The organism is Streptomyces sp. NPDC008092, assembly GCF_042957285.1.
Classification (GTDB): Bacteria; Actinomycetota; Actinomycetes; order Streptomycetales; family Streptomycetaceae; genus Streptomyces.
In genome coordinates this window covers 120,798-136,449 of record NZ_JBIBHY010000012.1, presented here as the reverse complement: position 1 = coordinate 136,449, position 15,652 = coordinate 120,798, and the positions used below count along the sequence as shown (strand labels likewise).

Genomic DNA, 15,652 nt, shown 5'->3' with positions numbered 1-15,652 from the left:
CGGGCGCGCCGGCGGACGTTCCCGAACGGCTCCGTCGCCGCCATGGTGGCGGCCACGTCGCTCGCGGGCGGCGCGGGCGCGGCCCGGGCGTCCGAGGCCTCGCTCAAAGCGGGTGCAGGCCGGTACGTCATCGTCGAACTCTCGCCCGACGACCCGGCCGCCCTGCTGTGGGGCAAGGACGCCGCCGGAGCGTCGAGCAGTCCGGCCCCCGGTGCGGTGGTGAGCCCGATCGTCGACGACTTCCGGCAGTTCGTCTTCGAGGACCCGGCGACCGGGCGGTCCCTGAAGTACAACCTCTTCGTTCCCCGGCGCTACGACCCGCGCAGGAAGTACCCGCTGGTGCTGTTCATGCACGACGCCGGCGTCGTCAACGTGGACACGGTCGGCCCGCTGGTCCAGGGTCTCGGCGCGGTCTGCCGGGCCGGTCCCGAGGACCAGGCGCGGCACGAGTCGTTCGTGCTCGCGCCCGAGTACGGCGAGGTCGTGATCGACGACAACTACGTACCTGGCCGGCAAGAAGCTCTGGATCCTGGTCGCGCAGGACGACACCAAGGCCTTCCCGGCGAGAACGCCATCACCCAGGTCATCGAGGCCGAGTGCACCAGGGCCGGCACCGCGGTGTGGGACGCGGGCTCCGGCGCCGCGCAGTTCGCCGCCGACGTACACGCCCTGGAGCAGCAGCAGGCGCCCGTGAACTGCGCGACCTTCCTGCCGGGGACGATCACCGCGACGACCGGGGCGGACCCGGCAGAAGTCGGCCGCTCCGGCGACCGGGTTCCCGGCCGGCAGGGCCCCGCGCCGGCGACGGATGCGGGGTCCTCACTTGAGGCCGCTGAGCATGACGCCCCGGATGTAGTACTTCTGCAGCATCAGGAAGAGGACGAGGACCGGCAGCACGCTCAGGACCAGTCCGGCCATCACGATGGGCAGGGAGCGGGTCGGGTCGACGTAGTCCTGAAGGAACTGGATGCCGACGGGCAGCGTCATCACGGCCGGGTTGGCGGTCGAGACGAGCAGGGCCCAGATGTACTCGTTCCAGGCGTCGACGAAGGTGAGCAGGCCGAGGGTGACCAGGACCGGCTTGGTCTGCGGGACGACGATCCGCCACCACACGGCGAACTCGCCGGCCCCGTCGATGCGTGCGGCCTCCAGGACCTCGTCCGGGATGGAGACCATGAACTGGCGGGTCAGGAAGATCCCGAAGCTGCTGACGAGGAACGGCACGGCGAGCGCCACGATGCTGACGGTCAGTCCCGCGCCGCCGCGTCCGAGCAGGTCGTTGCCGCCGGCCAGCGGCCAGTGCACCAGGATCAGGAAGTGCGGGATGAAGAAGAGGAACGGCGGGAACATCATCGTCGAGAGCACGAGACGGAAGACGAAGTCCCGTCCGGGGAAGCGGAGTTTGGCGAGCGCGTAGCCCGCGAGCGACGACGTGAGCAGTACCGACCCGGTGATCATGGCCGTGGCGACGACACTGTTGCGGAAGAGCACCGGTAGGTCGAGCTGGTGGATCGCCGCCCGGTAGTTGGACAGGTCGAACGCCTTCGGCAGGAACCGGTAGGGCAGCGTGCCCGCCTCGTCCGGCCCCTTGAAGGACGTCATCAGCATGTCGGCGAACGGCACCACCGTGAGCACCGCGCCGGTGCCGACCAGCAGATACGACAGCCACGGGAAACGGCGGCGGATCACGCGTCCTCCCCCTTGCGCCGGAAGAACCACAACTGGACCAGCGTGACCACGAGGACCACCGCGAACAGCACGAAGGCGGCGGCGCTCGCGGTGCCCCAGTCGCCGTAGGAGAAGGCCTGCCGGTACATCTCTAGGGCGGCCACGTCGGTGGCGTCCCCGGGTCCGCCCTTGGTCATCACGATGATCAGCGCGAAGGACTGCAGGCCGGTGAGGAACTGGGTGACGCACACGAACAGCAGGGACGGCCTCAGCAGGGGCAGCGTGATCCGCCAGAAGACGGTCGCGGGCCCGGCGCCGTCGAGCGCGGCGGCCTCGTAGTACGACTCGGGGACGGACTTCAGCCCGGCGGTCAGGACGAGGATCGCCGAGCCGACGGAGGCCCAGGCCTGGACGACCACCACCGCGGGCAGGGCGGTGTCCGGGTCCTGGAGGAAGGCGACCGAGCCGAGCCCGACGGCGTTGAGGACGCCGTTGACGAGGCCGCCCGGCTGGTACATGTACTTCCACACGTTGCCGACGGCGACGACGGTCGTGACGATCGGCAGGAAGTACAGGGTGCGCCACAGCCCCTGGAACCGCAGCTTGTCGATGCAGGTGGCGACGAGCACCGAGCCGGCGAGCGCGAGGACCACGGTGCCCAGGGCGAAGAGCAGCGTGTTGGTGAGGATCGGGGCCAGGAACGTGGAGCCGTCGGCGAACAGTCCGGCGAAGTTGTCCAGGCCGACGGGGTCGATGTCGCCGAGGTCGAACCCGGCCCAGCGGGACGTCGACAGCAGCACCGCGAAGCCCAGCGGCAGGGCGAGGAAGACGGCGTAGAACAGGAGTGTCGGCGCCAGGAAGAGGTAGGCGACGACGGTCTGGCGGCGCCGGTGCCGGGTGCGGACGCCGACTCCGGGGGCGGCGGACCTGTCGCGTGCCGCCCGTTCGGTGGACTCGGGTGCAAGGGTGGCGTTCACCATGACCGCGACACCTCCTGGTCGACCTGGCGGCGGGTGGCGCGCAGGGCCTCGTCGGCCGTCTGCTGGCCGGTCCACAGGGCCTCGATGTTCTTGCGCAGCAGCGACTTGGCCTGCTGCGCGCCCGGCACGTTCGGTTCGGGTACGGCGTACGCCAGCGCGTCCAGGAACGGGTGCAGGTTCGGGTCGCCGCCCGTGCCGAGGAGCCTGCGCATGTCGTCGGCGCGGCCGGTCAGGGAGCCGACCGACGCCTGCAGCGCGCTCATCCGGGTCGTGCCGTGCACCTTCTCGGCGTTGAGCCAGCGCAGGAACTCCCAGGCCTCGCGCGGGTGTTCGCTGGCGGTGTTGACCCCGAGCATGAAGCCGGTGGAGAGCGTGGCGGGCCTGCCGTCCGCCTCGGGGAGGGGCACGGGAGCGACGCCGACGTCGCGGTAGGCGGGACCCATCAGCGCCTTCAGGTTCGCGGTCCACCAGCCGGCGCTGATCACCATGGCCACCTGTCCGGAGGCGAACGCCTGGTAGACGTTGACGCCGGGGGCGCTCGCTCCCCTGTCGACGAGGCGGCGCTCCAGGTCGAACACGGCGCGCCCGGCCGTCGAGTCGATGGCGGTGCGCCTGCCGTCCGCCGAGACGAACCGCCCGCCGGCGGCGTTGAGCAGGGCGAGGGTCTGGCCGACCGTCGTGGAGTCGTCGAAGGCCGACAGGCCGAACCCCTGGACCAGCGTGTTGCCGTACCGGTCCTGCCGTGCGGTCCGGTAGGCGGCGGCCTCCAGCTCCGGCCAGGTGCGCGGCGGGCCGGAGACGCCGGCCTCGCGCAGCAGCCGTCTGTTGTAGTAGAGCGCGTAGGTCTGCATCTCGGTGGGGTAGCCGTAGACCCTGCCCCCGACCGACGCCGAGCCGACCGCGGCGGCGCCGTAGCCGCGGCGGATCTCCGCGGCCTGGTCGGGCGGCGCGGGCCGCAGCACTCCGGCGCGGACCAGCTGGCCGTTCCACAGGCAGTACGGGTGCAGGATGTCCGTGCCCTGGCCCGCGGCCTGCCGGACCATGAAGGTGGTCAGCAGGTCGGTGAACTCGACGGCCTTCGTCCGCACCTTGACCCGGTCGTGCCGGGCGTTCCACTCGTCCACCGGCCCCTGGAGAGCCTTCTTCAGCTCCCCGCTCGCGTAGTGGGAGAGCAGGGTGAGCACGACCGGATCGCCGGGCCGCCCGGTCCCCTGGTGCGGGGCCGCGCAGCCGGCGGCGAGGAGCGCCGAGGGCAGGGCGAGCGCGAAGTGACGACGGCTCAGTGACCGTGTCACCGGGCGGCCTCCCGGCGCAGCACCTGGAACACCCGGGTCGTGGTGAAGCCGCTCTTGCGGTAGAGGTGACCGGCCGGGGACTGCGCGCCGGTCCACAGGAACCACGCGGAGTGCGCCCGGAGCGCCCGCATCCGCTCCAGGACCAGGTGCAGGAGGACTTCGCCGAGTCCGGTGCCGCGCAGCTCCTCCAGCACGCCGATCGGCCCGAACCGCTCGTCCACCGAGTCGAACGCCCCGTGCATGGCCCAGCCGACCATCCGGCCCCCGGGGTCGCGGGCCACGACGATCCGGTCGAGCGGGGTGCCCGCGGTCAGGCACGCCCGGATCGTGCAGGCCCAGTCCGGTCCGAAGCGGCTCCCGGCGAGGGCGAGGAGGTCCACCAGGTCGTCGTCGGCCGGGGTGGCGAACCGGTAGCCCCGCGCGGTCAGTTCGGCCACCCGGAGCGCGACCTCGTCCGGGAGGCGGTAGCCGACCAGGACGCGGTCCATCGCGGCCGCCTCGTAGAGGGTGCGAAAGCCCAGGGAGTCGAGAAGCCCGGCCGCCTCCGGGTAGGCCTCGGCGTCCAGGCCGGGGAAGACGTAGTTCGGGGTGTACGACGAGAAGTCCACCCGGGTACGGCCGTGGCCGTGCAGCCAGTCGAGGGCCTCGGTGAGCAGCCGGCGGCCGAGGCCGCGTCCGCGGGCGTCCGGGGCGACGAAGAAGAACGGGATCCAGCCCTGCTCCGGCTCCAGGTCGGTGCCGGCCATCGGGGTCAGCCGGCGCACCGCGTAGGCGGCGCCGACGACCCGTTCGCCGTCGACGGCGACGCGCAGCCCCTCCGGATCGAAGTTGGGGTCGAGCAGCACCAGCGAGCGGAAGCGGTCCGGGGTGATGGGGTCGGCCGGCGCGCTCCGCCGCCACGCCGCCACGACCTGGGGTCCGTCACCCGCGCGGAAGCCGCGGGTCCCGGTCCGGTTCGTCGTCGTGCGAGTCGTGGGATCGGTCATCGACGGAGGTGTCCTTCCGGGCGGAACGGCGCTGCCGGGCAGGCAGTGACGGGTCATGGGGGCGGTTCGGCAGGCGTCAGGGGTAGAGCAGTACGTCGTCGCCGGCCCAGCGGGCGGGCGCGGCCGGCGGGTCGCACAGCGGCAGCGGGTCCTCGCCCGCGTCGACGGCCCGCCGCAGCCGGTCGGACCCCCACAGCAGGTCGACGAAGTGCCGGTGACCGGTGCCTTCGGCGCCGCCTTCCGTGATGTGCCAGGCGAAGTCGTCCGGGTACAGCCACCGCAGCACGGCGAGCATCGCGACGGCGGTGTGTACGGGGGCGAACGCCGCGCGGTCGGTGATGTGGAGCTGGACCCCGCGCAGCTGCCGTCCGGCGTGTTTGTGGAAGGCCGGCACGAACCGCAGGTCGCGGAAGTGCACGCCGGGCAGGGCGAGTTCGGCGAGCGCGGGCGCGAAGCGGGCGTCGAGGTAGGGGGCGCCGACGATCTCGAAGGGCTGGGTGGTGCCCCGGCCCTCCGAGAGGTTCGTGCCCTCGAAGAGGCAGGTGCCGGGGTACACGGTGGCGGTGGCGGGCGTCGGCATGTTCGGGGAGGGTGCGATCCAGGGCAGCCCGGTGGCGGGCGCGTCCATGGCGCGCCGCCAGCCGAGCGCCTCGATCACCGTCAGGTCGGCCGGGCGGCCCGCCGCGCGGGGCACGGCCGAGGCGTTGAGAAACCGGGCGAGTTCGCCGCAGGTGAGGCCGTGCCGGACGGGGACCGGGGCGCGCCCGACGAAGCTGGCCCACGCCGGGTCGAGCAGCGGGCCCTCGCTGACGAGTCCGCCGAGCGGATTGGGCCGGTCGGCGACCACGAACCGGATGCCGGTGCGGGCCGCCGAGACCATCAGGTCGAACATGGTCCACACGTAGGTGTAGTACCGGACGCCGATGTCCTGCAGGTCGTGGACCAGGGCGTCGACACCGCTGTCGATCAGCAGCTTGTCGAGCCGGTCGCCGTCGCGGCGGTAGGTGTCGTGGACCGGCAGGCCGGTGCCGGGGTCGGTCCGGGCGGCCTCGCTCTCGCCGGCCTGGCCGGACCCGTGCAGGCCGTGTTCGGGACCGAACAGGGCGACCAGGGGCGCGCCGGCCGCGAGCAGCGCGGGTGCGGCAGGGCGCAGGTCCGGCAGGACCCCGGTGTGGTTGGTCACCAGCCCGAAGCGGCCGGGCCCGGCGAGTGCGGGCGCCGCGTGCAGCCGCGCGATCCCGGTCGTCACCGTGCCGCGGTCGCCCGTGCTCATCCTCTGCCCCGTCCGCCGGTGAGATCTGCCTCGATCAACGGTCAGGAATTTACTCTTATGTCCCGTATTTCCGGCAAGGAATCGCGGAGGACCCGATTGCCCCGATGGTGTGACGGCACCGGCCCGGCCGACTCCCCCGAGTGTCGCGGACGTTGGAACAGGCATGGGCCTCAGTGACATCCCTCCCTTCGCCCAACTGTCCGACGCCTACTGGCTGGACAGTCCCCACCTGGGCGAGGCCCCCGGTCCGCCGCCCCCGGCCCCGCCGCCGTCCTTCGCGTGGCGGACCGCGATGGTCGGGCTGTCGGCACTCACGGTCGCGGTCGCCCTGGTCGTGGCGTTCGTGTGAGCCGCCGACCGGCCGGACCGGGCGTCACGACACGCCGACGGGTGTCCCCCGGAGGTGGGACGTTTCCGTGTCGTTCGGACATCCGGGCGCGGTGACGGTGTGTGATGGCGCCGGGCCCCGGTGCACCTGGGGGCTCTGTTGGTCACTGTTTTCACCGTTCACGAAGGACTTCACGATGCGCCTGCTCCGTCCGCTCGCCGTCACTCTCGGCGGGCTCGCCCTCACCGTCATCACCATCGGACCGGCGGCCGCCGCCGACGGCACGTTCGTCTGGGTGGGACCGAAGGGCAAGGCGTACGCCATCCAGAACCCGCCGGACCGCAAGTGCCTCGACATGGCGCAGGAGGCGCGCGGGCCTCAGAACGCCACGAAGAAGGCGCTCGTCGTCTACAGCAAGGCGAAGTGCAAGGGCACCGAGCACCGGGTCGCCCCGGGGCACTCGGCGTCCGGCAGTGTCCGCTTCGCCAGCGTGGTGTTCAACCCGCGCTAGGACGGGGCCCGTTCAGCCCTCCGGTGGCGCCGGTCACGTCGTGGTGACCGGCGCCACCGGTCTGTGCGGGTACATCCAGCCGCACCCGCCGGCGCCGGTCAGACTCCCCCGGCCACCGCCACGCCGAGGCCGCAGAGGACCACGCCGGTGACGACGTCCAGCGCGCGCCGCACCGCCGGCCGGGAGACCAGGGCCCGGCCCCGGCCGACGGCCCAGGTGAAGAGCAGGTACCAGCAGATGTTGACGAGGGCCCACAGGACGCCCAGCGCGATGCTGCTCACCAGGACGGGGCCGTCGGCCGTGACGAACTGGGGCAGCACCGACACGGCGAACACCCCGGCCTTCGGGTTGCCCAGCGTCGTGCCCAGCCCGGCTCCGTACGCGCTCCGGAGACCGCCGGGACCGGCCGTCCCGCCGCCCGGGCCGATCCGGGTGACGCCCTGCTTCCCGGCGGCCCTGAGGGTGTTGAGCCCCAGCGCGCACAGCACCGCGCCGCCCGCGAGGCGTACCACCAGGTAGGCGTGCGGGTTGGCCAGGAGGACCGCGGACAGGCCCACGGCGGCGGCGGTCGACCAGACGAGCAGCCCGGTGGCGTTGCCCGCGATGGTGGCCCGGGCGGGCCGTGGGCCGGAGGTCAGGATCTGCCGGATCATCAGGGCCTGTCCGGCGCCGGGGAGCATGGCCAGCAGCCAGGTGGTGATCAGGAACAGGGGCAGATGGATGGGCACGGGGCGTCGGCCTTCCCACTGGTGCGAGGCGAATGATCCGCCACCAGGCTGGCGCGAGGGGTGCGTGAAGAGAAGTCAGGACTCTTCCGTCCAGCATTAAGATTATTTAGTGACGATGACCTCGGATCCGGGACAGCTGCGGCTGCTCGCCCTGATCGAACGCCACGGTTCGCTCACCGGTGCCGCCCACGCGCTCGGCGTGACCCCGGCCGCGGTGACCCAGCAGGTGGTCCGGGCGGAGCGGGACTGGAACGCTCCGCTGGTGGTGCGCGGGCCGCGCGGCGCGTCGCTGACGGTGGCCGGTGCGCTGCTCGCGGAGCACGGACGGGCCGTCGACGAGCAGGCGGAACAGGCCGGCGAGCGGCTCGCCGCGCTCCTCGGCCGGCTGTCGCTGCGGCTGCGGGTGGGCGCGTTCCTGGCCGCCGCCCTGCATCTGCTCCCGCCCGCCCTGACCGCGCTGCGCCACCGGTACCCGGACGCCGACGTCTCGGTGGAGGACCTGTTGTCCGACCGCGGCGTCGAGCGGGTCGCGGCGGGCGAACTCGACGTGGCGGTGATCGCCTCCTGGGCGCTTCCCCCGGAGCCGCCCCCGCACCTCGCCGTGCACACCCTGCTGCGGGACCCCATGGTCATCGTGCTGCCCGACGACCACCCCCTGGCCACCGCTTCCCCCGCCGGCACGCCCCTGCGCCTCAGGCAGCTCCGGGACGAGTCCTGGGTGACCATCCTGGCCGGACACGCCGCCCGCGAGCAGCTCGACCGGGCGGCGGCCGCCGCCGGTTTCACCCCCAGGATCCGGTTCCAGACGGCGTCGTACGACCTGGCCCAGGCACTCGTCGGCACCGGCTACGGCGTCGCGCTCGTCTCCCGGCTGGCCCTCACCGGGGTCCCGGGCACCACGCACCGCCCGCTGGCCGACCCGCCGCTCCACCGCGACCTGCACGCCGTGACGCGCTCGGACACCACGCTGACCCCGCTGGCGGACGTCTTCCGGACCCTGCTGCTCGACGTGGCCACCGAGCTTCGGGGCGCCTGGACGTCACAGGGGTGAGCGGGCGACCGCCATCACGTAGGCCCCGAACAGCCACGAGACCGCGGCGAGCGCACCGACGACGAGGACGGCCTGGGCGGGACGCGCGCGCCGGCTGCCTGCCAGGGCGCGGGCGAGCGGGATCAGGAGGGGGAACGCCGGGAGCAGGAAGCGGGGCTTGGAGGAGAAGGAGCCCGAGCCGCCCACCACCAGCAGGACCAGGACGCCCGCGAAGACCACCAGGGCCAGCGGGGCCCGGTCCAGGCAGAGCAGGCAGAAGAGCAGGAGGCCGGCGGCGACGATCACCAGGTCCGCGGCGTAGACGAAGCCGCCGCCGTGCAGCAGCAGGCTCTTGAGGAAGCGCAGCGAGCCCGCGCCGAAGTCGAAGCGGGAGCTCCAGGCGCGCTGCACCTCGAAGTAGCCGTGCAGCAGGTTGCCGGTGCGCTGCCCGACCCACAGGACATAGCCGAGCCAGCCGAGCGGGGCGAGCAGGCAGCCGGCCCACAGGGCGGCCGGGACGCGGCCCCGTCGCCGTACCGCTTCGTGGGCGCCCGCGGCCAGGACGGCGGCCGCGACCGCGAAGCCGCTGGGGCGGGACAGCCCGGCGAGCGCGGCCAGGCCGCCGGCCCACAGCCAGCGGCCCCTGAGGACGCAGTACAGGGACCATGCCGCGAGGGCCGAGAAGAGGGACTCGGTGTAGGCGATGGTGAGTTCGACCGACTGGGGCAGTACGGCCCACAGCACGACGAGCGCGCCGGCGACGGCTCGGCCGTACAGGCGGTCGCCGATCCGGTGGATGCCCCACGCGGCGACGACGGCGGCGGTCCAGGCGATGACCAGCGCGGCCCTGCCGGGGGTGAGGGGCAGGACGGTCGTCGCGGCCCGGACGAGCCCGGGGTACAGCGGGAAGAACGCCCAGTCGGTCTGCACGGCGCCCTTGCGGGTGATCTCGATGAGGTCGCCGTAGCCGTGGGCGGCGATGTGCAGGTACCAGCGGGCGTCCCAGGCGTGCGCCAGGTTCCGGACCAGGGGCCGTCCCATGGCGTGGTTCGCCACGGCGACGGCCGCGACTCCGCCCAGCCGCGCGGCCGTGAACAGCAGGAGGGCGGGCAGCAGGCCGGACGGGGCGCGGCGGCCGGGTGCGGGGTGGGCGGGACCGGTCTGCGCGGCGGGCCCGGGCCGCGGGACGGAGGACGTGCTCACACTCCGACCTTCGGCAGCGGCCCGCGGCTCCGCAACACGGCACCGAGGTTTCTTACGGTCTTCCGCCCGGGTTCAGAACTGCGCGACCCGCATCACACCCGGACCCCCTTGATCGATCATTCACCGGCCGGTTTAGCATATGAGCGCCACCCAGCTCGATCGAGAGATTCAGGTCTGTGACTGTCAACGACGACTCGTTCACCAACTGGAAGAACCGCGAGGAGATCGCGGAGTCGATGATCCCGCTCATCGGGAAGCTGCACCGGGAGCGGGACGTGACGGTCCTCCTCCACAGCCGCTCCCTGGTGAACAAGTCGGTGGTCAGCATCCTCAAGACCCACCGCTTCGCCCGCCAGATCGACGGGGCCGAGCTCTCGGTCACCGAGACGATGCCGTTCCTGCGGGCGCTCACCGCGCTCGACCTGGGCCCCTCCCAGATCGACATCGGCATGCTCGCCGCGACCTACAAGGCCGACGACCGCGGCCTGAGCGTCGAGGCGTTCACCGCCGAGGAGGTCGCCGGGGCCACCGGCGCCAACAAGATCGACCGCCGGGAGCCGCGGGACGTCGTCCTGTACGGCTTCGGCCGCATCGGCCGCCTGGTCGCCCGGCTGCTCATCGAGAAGGCCGGCTCGGGCAACGGGCTGCGACTGCGGGCCATCGTGGTGCGCGGCGCGGGCGGCGAGGACATCGTCAAGCGCGCCTCGCTGCTGCGCCGCGACTCCATCCACGGCCAGTTCCAGGGCACGATCACCGTGGACGTGGAGAACAGCACGATCCTCGCCAACGGCAACGAGATCAAGGTGATCTACGCCGACGACCCGAGCGCCGTGGACTACACGCAGTACGGCATCCGGGACGCGATCCTCATCGACAACACGGGCAAGTGGCGGGACCGCGAGGGCCTGTCCGAGCACCTGCGCCCCGGCATCGAGAAGGTCGTCCTGACCGCGCCCGGCAAGGGCGACGTCCCGAACATCGTGCACGGCGTCAACCACGACACCGTCAAGCCGGACGAGCAGATCCTGTCCTGCGCCTCCTGCACCACCAACGCCATCGTGCCGCCGCTGAAGGCCATGGCCGACGAGTACGGGGTGCTGCGCGGGCACGTGGAGACCGTGCACTCGTTCACCAACGACCAGAACCTGCTGGACAACTACCACAAGTCCGAGCGCCGCGGCCGGTCCGCGCCGCTCAACATGGTCATCACCGAGACGGGTGCCGCCTCCGCCGTGGCGAAGGCGCTGCCGGACCTCAAGGCGCGGATCACCGGCAGCTCCATCCGGGTCCCGGTGCCGGACGTGTCGATCGCGATCCTCAACCTCCAGCTGGCCCGCGAAGCCTCCCGCGAGGAGGTCCTCGACTACCTCCGCGAGGTGTCGCTGACCTCGCCGCTGAAGCGCCAGATCGACTTCATCACCGCCCCGGACGCGGTCTCCAGCGACTTCATCGGCTCCCGCCACGCGTCGATCGTCGACGCCGGCGCGCTGAAGGTGGAGGGCGACAACGCGATCCTCTACCTCTGGTACGACAACGAGTTCGGCTACTCCTGCCAGGTGGTCCGGGTCGTCCAGCACGTCTCGGGCGTGGAGTACCCGACGTTCCCCTCCCCGGCGGTCTGACACCCCTCACCCACGGCGGCCCGGTTCCCTGTACGCACAGGGGACCGGGCCGTCCGCGCTCTTGACGCGATCACGGCCCGATGGCAGCTTTTTATCGATACAAACGACGAGGCGAATCACGTTCCACATCTCGAACAAGCCGCCGTTCCGGACAGGAGTGCCCGCGTGCCCACCGCCACCGCGATCATCAACCTCGACATCGAGGGCCCGACGATCAGCCGCCACCTCTACGGCCACTTCGCCGAACACCTCGGCCGCTGCGTCTACGGCGGCTTCTGGGTCGGCGAGGACTCCCCCGTCCCGAACGAGGGCGGCATCCGGCTCGACGTCGTGGCGGCGCTGCGCGCGCTGGACATCCCGAACCTGCGCTGGCCGGGCGGCTGCTTCGCCGACGAGTACCACTGGCGGGACGGCATCGGCCCGTGCGAGCAGCGCCCCCGGATGGTCAACACGCACTGGGGCAACGTCGAGGAGAACAACCACTTCGGCACCCACGAGTTCATGGCCCTGTGCGAACTGCTCGGCGCCGAGCCCTACATCAGCGGCAACGTCGGCTCCGGCACCGTCCGCGAGATGAGCGAGTGGGTGGAGTACCTCACCCGGGACGGCGACAGCCCGATGGTGCGGCTGCGCAAGGAGAACGGCCGCGCGGAGCCGTGGCGGGTGAAGTACTGGGGCATCGGCAACGAGACCTGGGGCTGCGGCGGCAACATGCGCGCCGAGTACTCCGCCGACCTGGCCCGCCAGTACGCCACCTACTGCCGCGACCACGGCGACAACAAGCTCTACCGGATCGCCTCGGGCGCCTCCGACGCCGACTACAAGTGGACCGAGACGCTGATGCAGCAGATCAGCTGCTTCGGCTGCGAGGCCACCCCGAAGAACTTCTTCCAGGGCCTGTCCGTCCACTACTACACGCTCTCCGGCCCCTGGGAGGCCAAGGGCAGCGCCACCGAATTCACCGCCGACGACCACTACCGGACCATGCTGTCGGCCCGCCGTATCGACCGCATCCTCACCGGCCACTCGACGGTCATGGACGTCTACGACCCCGGGCGCACCGTCGGCCTGGTCCTGGACGAGTGGGGCACCTGGTGGGACGTGGAGCCCGGCACCAATCCCGGCTTCCTCTTCCAGCAGAACACCCTGCGCGACGCGCTGGTCGCCAGCACCCACTTCGACATCTTCCACAAGCACGCGGCCCGCCTGCACATGGCCAACATCGCCCAGACCGTCAACGTCCTCCAGGCCATGCTCCTCACCGACGGCGACGCCCTGGTCCTGACCCCGACCTACCACGTCTTCGAGATGAACAAGGGGCACCAGGACGCCACCTCGCTCCCCCTGCACCTGCGCGGCGAGGGCACCCGGCGCACGGTCGGGGACGCGGAGCTGGAGACGGTGTCCGCCTCGGCCAGCGTCAAGGACGGCACCGTCCTGATCTCGCTGAGCAACCTGGACGCGGAGGAACCGGCCGAACTCACCCTCGACCTGCGCGGCGGCGCCCTCGGCGAGCCGTCCGCCCGGATCCTCACGGCGGACAAGCTCCAGGCCCACAACACCCCGCAGGCGTCGCCGGCCGTCTCCCCCCGGGCCTTCGACGGCGTGACCGTGACCTCCGGCGGACTGCGGCTCACCCTGCCGCCGCACTCGTTCGTGACCGTCCAGGCTCCCCTCGACCGCCGCTGACCCGCAGGAGCGCGCACATGACCCGATCCGCACGCCCGCTGCCCGCCCGGCACCTGCGGCCGCCCATGGGCTGGAACAGCTGGGACTGCTACGGCACCACGGTCACCGAGGAAGAGGTCCTCGCCAACGCCGAGTTCATGCGCGAGCACCTGCTCCCGCACGGCTGGGACACCGTCGTCGTCGACATCCAGTGGTACGAGCCCACCGCCCGCGCCCACGGCTACAACCCGGACGCCCCCCTCGTCCTCGACGGCCACGGCCGCCAGCTCCCCGCCCCCAACAGGTTCCCCTCCGCCGCGGGCGGGGCGGGGTTCGGGCCGCTGGCGGCGCGGGTGCACGCCATGGGCCTGCGGTTCGGGCTGCACATCATGCGGGGCATCCCGCGGCGTGCGGTGGCGGCCGGACTGCCCGTGCTCGGTACGGAGTTCACGGCCGCGGACGTGGCCGACACCGGCTCCGTGTGCCCCTGGAACTCCGACAACCACGGCCTGGACCACGACCACCCCGGCGCCCAGGCCTACTACGACTCCCAGGTCGCCCAGTTCGCCGCCTGGGGCGTGGACTTCGTCAAGGCCGACGACATGCTCTTCCCGTACCACGAGCGGGAGATCGCCGCCTACGCACGGGCGATCGAGCGCAGTGGACGGCCCATCGAGCTGAGCCTCTCGCCCGGTACCGACATGTCCGTCGCCCGCCTGGAGCACCTCCGGGAGCACGCCACCATGTGGCGGGTCTGCGACGACCTGTGGGACCGCTGGGAGGACGTCGAGGCGCAGTTCGCGCGGATGGCCCGCTGGGCTCCCTGGCAGGGCGGGCGGGGCTGGGCGGACGCCGACATGCTGCCGCTCGGCCGCATCGGGATCCGCGCCGAGCGCGGCGCGGACCGCCACTCCCGCCTCACCCACCCCGAGCAGGTCAGCCTGCTCACCCTCTGGCTGGTCTCCCGCTCCCCGCTGATGATGGGCGGCGACCTGCCCACCTCCCCGGCCGGGACGATCGCGCTGCTCACCAACGACGAGGCCCTCGACGTCCTGTGGCACAGCGCCGGCAGCCGGGAGGTGCTGCGGGAGCGGGACCTGGTGCTGTGGACCGCCCGGGACACGGACGGGCGCACCCGGTACGCGGCGGTGTTCTCGCTGGCCGACGAGGAGCGGCGCTTCGAGGTACCGCTGGGGTCGGTCGGAGGGACCCCGCACGACCGCGTCCGGGAGCTGTGGACCCACACCGACACCGCCCACGACGGCCGGCACCTGGTCGCCGTGCTGCCCGCCCACGGTGCCGCCCTCTATCGTCTTGCCGAGGACAGCCGGCGGGAGTGAGTGTGGCGACGATCCAGGACGTGGCGAAGGCGGCCGGGGTGTCGGCGATGACCGTCTCCAACGTGATCAACGGGCACCCCAACGTCCGCCCGGCCACCCGGGAGCGCGTCCTGGCGGCGGTGGACCGGCTCGGTTACCGGGTCAACGTGGCGGCCCGCAACCTGCGCAGGGGCCGTACCGGGACCATCGGTCTCGCCGTCCCCGAGATCAACCGCCCGTACTACGGCCGGCTGGCCGCCTCGATCATCGCCGCGGCCGGCCGGCACGGCCTGCGGGTGAGCATCGAGCAGACCGGCGCCCGCAGGGAGAGCGAGCTGGCGGCCCTCTCCCTGTCCCGCAACCGGCTCTACGACGGACTCATCCTGAGCACGGTCGGCATGGGTCCGGCCGATGTCGGGGCGCTCGACGTCGACCATCCGGTGGTGATCCTCGGCGAGCGGATCTTCGGCGGACCCGTCGACCATGTCGCCATGCCGAACGAGGACGCCGCCGAGGCGGCCACCCGCCATCTCGCCGAGCGGGGCTGCCGGCGGATCGCCATCGTGTGCGGGCGGCCGGGCACGGAGGCCGACGTGTCGAGCCTGCGGCACGCCGGGTACCTGCGGGCGCTGGCCGCCGCGGGGCTGCCGGCGGACCCCGAGCTGCTGGTGACCGTCGAGTCGCTCACCATGCAGGAGGCCGCCCGCCGGGTCCGCGAACAGGTGGCGGGGGGCCTCGGCTTCGACGGGGTGTTCTGCGTGACGGACACGGTGGCCATGGGCGTGCTGCGCGCCCTCGCCGACGCCGGGATCCGGGTGCCGGAGCGGGTCAAGGTGATCGGCTTCGACAACGTGGACGAGAGCGCGTACCTCGTCCCCTCGCTGTCCACCGTCGACCCGGACCACGACCTGATGGCCGAACGCGCGGTCGCCCTGCTGGCGGCCCGCATCGACCGGGGCGCGCCGGGTGCCGGGCGGGAGGAGTTCGCCGGCCCGTTCCGTGTGGTGGTGCGGGAGTCCACGGGCGGCTGACCGGGCGCCG

At 72.5% G+C, this 15,652-nt stretch carries 14 protein-coding genes; 7 read left to right on the top strand and 7 right to left on the bottom strand.

What is annotated here, in order from left to right; all coding sequences use genetic code 11:
• Positions 1–819: 819 nt before the first annotated feature.
• The 5 genes from ACFZB3_RS34410 to ACFZB3_RS34390 form a co-directional block, all read right to left on the bottom strand.
• On the bottom strand, positions 820–1,689 hold the full coding sequence (locus ACFZB3_RS34410) for an ABC transporter permease subunit (protein ID WP_391382462.1): 870 nt from the start codon (positions 1,687–1,689) through the stop codon (positions 820–822).
• Complete coding sequence (locus ACFZB3_RS34405; protein ID WP_391382460.1) at positions 1,686–2,648, bottom strand: ABC transporter permease subunit; 963 nt, start codon at positions 2,646–2,648, stop codon at positions 1,686–1,688. The genes ACFZB3_RS34410 and ACFZB3_RS34405 overlap by 4 nt, the downstream gene beginning before the upstream one ends.
• Entirely contained in the window at positions 2,642–3,943 is a 1,302-nt protein-coding gene (locus ACFZB3_RS34400; RefSeq protein WP_391382457.1) for an extracellular solute-binding protein, read from the bottom strand. Before ACFZB3_RS34400 ends, ACFZB3_RS34405 begins: the two co-directional genes overlap by 7 nt.
• The gene (locus ACFZB3_RS34395) at positions 3,940–4,929 is read right to left on the bottom strand and encodes a GNAT family N-acetyltransferase (protein WP_391382455.1); all 990 of its coding nucleotides are present in this window, start codon (positions 4,927–4,929) and stop codon (positions 3,940–3,942) included. Before ACFZB3_RS34395 ends, ACFZB3_RS34400 begins: the two co-directional genes overlap by 4 nt.
• Before the next feature lie 76 nt (positions 4,930–5,005).
• On the bottom strand, positions 5,006–6,202 hold the full coding sequence (locus ACFZB3_RS34390; RefSeq protein WP_391382452.1) for an exo-beta-N-acetylmuramidase NamZ domain-containing protein: 1,197 nt from the start codon (positions 6,200–6,202) through the stop codon (positions 5,006–5,008).
• Positions 6,203–6,365: 163 nt separating this feature from the next.
• Here ACFZB3_RS34390 and ACFZB3_RS34385 point away from each other — a divergent pair, with 163 nt between their 5' ends.
• Entirely contained in the window at positions 6,366–6,551 is a 186-nt protein-coding gene (locus ACFZB3_RS34385; protein ID WP_391382450.1) for a hypothetical protein, read from the top strand.
• Positions 6,552–6,726: 175 nt separating this feature from the next.
• Entirely contained in the window at positions 6,727–7,041 is a 315-nt protein-coding gene (locus ACFZB3_RS34380; RefSeq protein ID WP_391382448.1) for a hypothetical protein, read from the top strand.
• Between the two features lie 98 nt (positions 7,042–7,139).
• Here ACFZB3_RS34380 and ACFZB3_RS34375 read toward each other — a convergent pair whose 3' ends face one another.
• Positions 7,140–7,769, bottom strand: coding sequence for a LysE family transporter (locus ACFZB3_RS34375; RefSeq protein WP_391382446.1), 630 nt, complete (start codon positions 7,767–7,769; stop codon positions 7,140–7,142).
• A gap of 115 nt (positions 7,770–7,884) precedes the next feature.
• Here ACFZB3_RS34375 and ACFZB3_RS34370 point away from each other — a divergent pair, with 115 nt between their 5' ends.
• A complete protein-coding gene (locus ACFZB3_RS34370) occupies positions 7,885–8,820 on the top strand; it encodes a LysR substrate-binding domain-containing protein (RefSeq protein ID WP_391382892.1) in 936 nt (311 codons plus the stop codon).
• Here the strand turns inward: ACFZB3_RS34370 and ACFZB3_RS34365 are convergent.
• The gene (locus tag ACFZB3_RS34365) at positions 8,809–10,002 is read right to left on the bottom strand and encodes a hypothetical protein (protein ID WP_391382444.1); all 1,194 of its coding nucleotides are present in this window, start codon (positions 10,000–10,002) and stop codon (positions 8,809–8,811) included. The two genes, ACFZB3_RS34370 and ACFZB3_RS34365, sit on opposite strands and share 12 nt — an antisense overlap.
• 176 nt (positions 10,003–10,178) lie before the next feature.
• Between ACFZB3_RS34365 and ACFZB3_RS34360 the strand changes: the two genes are divergently transcribed.
• The 4 genes from ACFZB3_RS34360 to ACFZB3_RS34345 all read left to right on the top strand — a co-directional run bounded on the left by ACFZB3_RS34360 (position 10,179) and on the right by ACFZB3_RS34345 (position 15,642).
• Positions 10,179–11,624 (top strand): glyceraldehyde-3-phosphate dehydrogenase, encoded by a 1,446-nt coding sequence (locus ACFZB3_RS34360; protein WP_391382442.1) that lies wholly within the window; start codon positions 10,179–10,181, stop codon positions 11,622–11,624.
• Between the two features lie 165 nt (positions 11,625–11,789).
• Positions 11,790–13,313 (top strand): alpha-L-arabinofuranosidase C-terminal domain-containing protein, encoded by a 1,524-nt coding sequence (locus ACFZB3_RS34355; protein WP_391382440.1) that lies wholly within the window; start codon positions 11,790–11,792, stop codon positions 13,311–13,313.
• A gap of 17 nt (positions 13,314–13,330) precedes the next feature.
• Positions 13,331–14,632, top strand: coding sequence for a glycoside hydrolase family 27 protein (locus ACFZB3_RS34350; RefSeq protein WP_391382438.1), 1,302 nt, complete (start codon positions 13,331–13,333; stop codon positions 14,630–14,632).
• A 2-nt stretch (positions 14,633–14,634) separates the two neighbouring features.
• On the top strand, positions 14,635–15,642 hold the full coding sequence (locus ACFZB3_RS34345) for a substrate-binding domain-containing protein (protein ID WP_391382437.1): 1,008 nt from the start codon (positions 14,635–14,637) through the stop codon (positions 15,640–15,642).
• The last annotated feature ends 10 nt before the right edge of the window (positions 15,643–15,652 follow it).

Coding starts and splice junctions, on each gene's coding strand:
- ACFZB3_RS34405 (WP_391382460.1), bottom strand. CDS start 2,648: ATGGTGAACGCCACCCTTGCACCCGAGTCCACCGAACGGGCGGCACGC.
- ACFZB3_RS34395 (WP_391382455.1), bottom strand. CDS start 4,929: ATGACCGATCCCACGACTCGCACGACGACGAACCGGACCGGGACCCGC.
- ACFZB3_RS34390 (WP_391382452.1), bottom strand. CDS start 6,202: ATGAGCACGGGCGACCGCGGCACGGTGACGACCGGGATCGCGCGGCTG.
- ACFZB3_RS34385 (WP_391382450.1), top strand. CDS start 6,366: ATGGGCCTCAGTGACATCCCTCCCTTCGCCCAACTGTCCGACGCCTAC.
- ACFZB3_RS34380 (WP_391382448.1), top strand. CDS start 6,727: ATGCGCCTGCTCCGTCCGCTCGCCGTCACTCTCGGCGGGCTCGCCCTC.
- ACFZB3_RS34370 (WP_391382892.1), top strand. CDS start 7,885: ATGACCTCGGATCCGGGACAGCTGCGGCTGCTCGCCCTGATCGAACGC.
- ACFZB3_RS34350 (WP_391382438.1), top strand. CDS start 13,331: ATGACCCGATCCGCACGCCCGCTGCCCGCCCGGCACCTGCGGCCGCCC.